The sequence below is a fragment of the Corynebacterium sp. MSK195 genome, assembly GCF_030228885.1.
GTDB lineage: Bacteria > Actinomycetota > Actinomycetes > Mycobacteriales > Mycobacteriaceae > Corynebacterium.
In genome coordinates, this window is record NZ_JASPGT010000028.1 from 1 (window position 1) to 3,101 (window position 3,101).

The window sequence follows — 3,101 nt, forward strand, 5'->3', positions numbered from 1 at the left end:
TGCATCCTGGTCAAATTTTCTTGGCATATTCCAGATTTTCCCATCTACTCAGACGGAACAAAACCTGGGACACTTCACTCTGTGGAGCTGTGGGAGCGCCCCCTAACCAGAGCACGGGATTAGCGGCGTGTGACGGCGAGCTTGCAAGGTAGTCCCCAGCCGGTGGTGTGGGCGGCGTTGAAGGTGACGGCCTGGTCGATATAACTACGATCCAAATGCCGGAGATTTGCGTGACTACTGCACTAAGTCACCAGATTTTTATTACTACCCTGGAGGGACCTCTGCAGATTTTAGAGGTGCATGTGCTCGGCATGATATCTGCTACTTCGATGTAAAAGAATCTGGAGGAGCATCATCTGGATTTGCGAACTGCAATCGACAGCTTAGAGATAATCTTCGAACAGTATGTAGAAATGTCTACTCTAATGAATACTGGATTAGAAATGATTGCGTCGTTGTAGTAACAGTACATCCTACGCATTGGCCTGGGCATTTAGGAGGATAGCGATGAAGAAATTGTTCCTTTATTTCCTATTGGGAGGAGGACTTTTCTCTCTTACAGCCTGTGGAAATGCCGTTTATACAGACATTTCCGGACAAGTTGGATTCTCACTTAATGAATCCGGTGGCGTAATTGTAGAGGTGGAATCATGCGGAGTTGAGTTAGACGGCGTAGATTTGACTGGTCCGAACGTAAACGGCGAGAATCATAAATACGCAAGCTTTAACGCTAAAGTTCCCGTGTCTGGGTACTTCAACGTTGATATCTCAAATCCGGATTCGAACTGGCAAGCAGAGTCACCAGTTGAAGCACCAGAAAAAGCTGATGAGCTGTTGATTGCGAATGCTTCCACTTCGCATGAGGATGTTCAGCCGTATCCAGTAGATGCGAAACTATCGGAAATACGCGAGCTCAAGCCCGGAGAGATTATTACAGGTTCCTCAGAAAGCACTGTCGATGAAACTTCAAGCAAGATTGTGACGCAGGAAGAATTTTCTCGTTGTGATTGATGCGCGTGCGTCGCGATGAGCTTCTCGCCCGCGAAGGATCGACCGACTAAACGTAGCGCTGGCGAAGACGAGATGAACGCCGTCGAGGGCCCCGGATAAGCGTGCTTATCTGGGGTCCTTATCTTTGTTGCATCCGCACCGCGGCTTAATGGGCTCGCCGTTGTCACTTGCTTATCTGCTTAATTCGTCAATCGCTTGCGTGATTGTCTGTTTGGCACAAGCGTCTATTTCTGCGCCAATGTGGCCTTTTGCCCGCTAGGGCTTGGCCTTTCCGGCCCACGCCTAATTTTCTTTGGAACATGAGCAAGAAAACTGTCTACCCATGGTTGACTTGTTTAGTCTCCTGTCGGTAGACTACCGTTATGAAGCGAAACGCCGTCATCAAGAAATTGAAAGCGGAAGCCAAGCGGCGCGGTCTTGAATTTGAGGAAATCGCCCTATCGCGCCATGACGCTTATCGGGTAGGCAGCACAACCCGAACCTTAGGTAGGCACCGTGAGATTGACGATGTGACAGTCAAGAAGTTTTTCGACCAATACGCCCAAGAACTAGGGAAAGGCTGGTGGAGGTAATGACCACGACATACACAGTAACCGCAGAACGCGGAACCAGCGGAGTATGGGTGCTCGAATGCGCCGAACTGGGGGCAGTGTCCCAAACTAAGCGGCTAGCTAATGCTGCCGACGAGATGCGCGAAGCACTGGCCTTTCAGGCAGGCCTAGACCCAGACGAACTCAACATTATTGTTGATGTTGTTCTCCCACCGGGCCTTGCGGAAATGAAAGCTCGCGCCGAAAAAGAACGCGAAGAAGCGGCACGACTGGCCGCTGCGGCACAGGCAAGCACTCATGACCTCGCTGTTGCAATGAGAAACGCTGGAATGACCGTGCGAGATATGGGAACAGTCCTCGGAGTGTCTTACCAGCGCGCCCAAAAGCTCGCAGCATCCTAAACACTGAAAGCGAAAGTCGCCCAGCACGCGCATGATAGACACGCGTACTGGGCGACTTTTATCGGCCGGCGGACTGGTGCGCGTTAGCGGCGTGTGACGGTGGGCTTGCAAGGTAGTCCCCAGTTAGTGGTGTAGCCGGCGTTGAAGGTGACGGCCTGGTCGAGGATTTGGCGTCCAATCTTGGTTGCTTCTTTCCCGAAAAGTTTGTTGAGCATCTGTCCGGTGGCGGTAGCGTCGGCGATAGCCGCGTGGGACTGCGGGTTATGCAACCCAACATGGTCAAGCAAAGCAGAGAGTTTGTAGGAGCGCAGGGACACCATCTGCTTAGCCAGGGCGATGGTATCTACGAAGGGGAAGTACACGTCTTCCCCGTCTGGGGTGATGCGCTCGGCTTCAGCAAGAATCATCTTCGAATCGAAGGGGGCATTGTGTGCCATGAGCACCATCCCATCTACACGTGCGGCGAACTCGGTGTAGACCTCTGGGAAGGTGGGCGCGTGGGCGACATCAGCGTTGGTGATGCCGTGGATGTGGGAGTTTTTAATCTGCTTGCCGTCAGGATTAATCAACGTGTGCCACTGGTCGACAAGCCGGAAGGATTCATCAAAGCGGGCGACGGCGAGTTCAATGATGCGGTCGTATCGCTTGTTAAACCCCGTGGTCTCTGTGTCAATGACGGCAAAGACAGGCCTGCCCGCCTGCAGGTGGGCAGCGTTGTCTAGAGCGTTTTCTAGGTGGGTGAGAGTCTCGTGGAGTCGGTTGAAAAAGTTCATGCCCACCACACTACGGAGTGTCCCGGACACGTCCTCGGTGGGCGTAGAGGGGAGTGGGCGGATGCGTCAGGTTGTCGAAATTGAGGAGAGGTTTATTTTTAATTGTTTTTCTTTCCCCGTGGTGGCGGTGAGAATGCGTGTGTGCCTTAAGTAGTGGAGTCTTTGGTGGCAACCAAATCTATTGATTTGGGCGGCAGCCCAACGAGCCGCAAGGCGAGGCGGGAGCCTAAACCGTAACCCGTATTGCACGGTTTTGTTGGTTGATCACCCCTGGATATAGATCTACAGGGTGCTGTTGCAAAGTTGGGCGGAGAGCCGAGACGACCCAGTTTCTCATTTCCTGATGGCCGCTGCGTGCCGGCGTT

4 protein-coding genes are annotated in these 3,101 nt (G+C 52.6%); 3 read left to right on the plus strand and 1 reads right to left on the minus strand.

The annotated features are described in order from the left end of the window. The first annotated feature begins 507 nt into the window (after positions 1-507). The 3 genes from QP909_RS11560 to QP909_RS11570 all read left to right on the plus strand — a co-directional run bounded on the left by QP909_RS11560 (position 508) and on the right by QP909_RS11570 (position 1,963). Entirely contained in the window at positions 508-1,011 is a 504-nt protein-coding gene (locus QP909_RS11560) for a hypothetical protein (protein WP_156794342.1), read from the plus strand. 362 nt (positions 1,012-1,373) lie between these two features. Continuing rightward, positions 1,374-1,583, plus strand: a complete 210-nt coding sequence (locus QP909_RS11565) for a hypothetical protein (RefSeq protein ID WP_005325312.1) — start codon at positions 1,374-1,376, stop codon at positions 1,581-1,583. After that, a complete protein-coding gene (locus QP909_RS11570; protein ID WP_005325318.1) occupies positions 1,583-1,963 on the plus strand; it encodes a hypothetical protein in 381 nt (126 codons plus the stop codon). The genes QP909_RS11565 and QP909_RS11570 overlap by 1 nt, the downstream gene beginning before the upstream one ends. Positions 1,964-2,046: 83 nt before the next feature. On the opposite strand, the gene QP909_RS11575 is transcribed toward QP909_RS11570, so the two are convergent. Next, positions 2,047-2,736: a 3'-5' exonuclease gene (locus QP909_RS11575; RefSeq protein ID WP_005325320.1), complete on the minus strand. Its 690-nt coding sequence runs from the start codon at positions 2,734-2,736 to the stop codon at positions 2,047-2,049. Between the last annotated feature and the right edge of the window lie 365 nt (positions 2,737-3,101).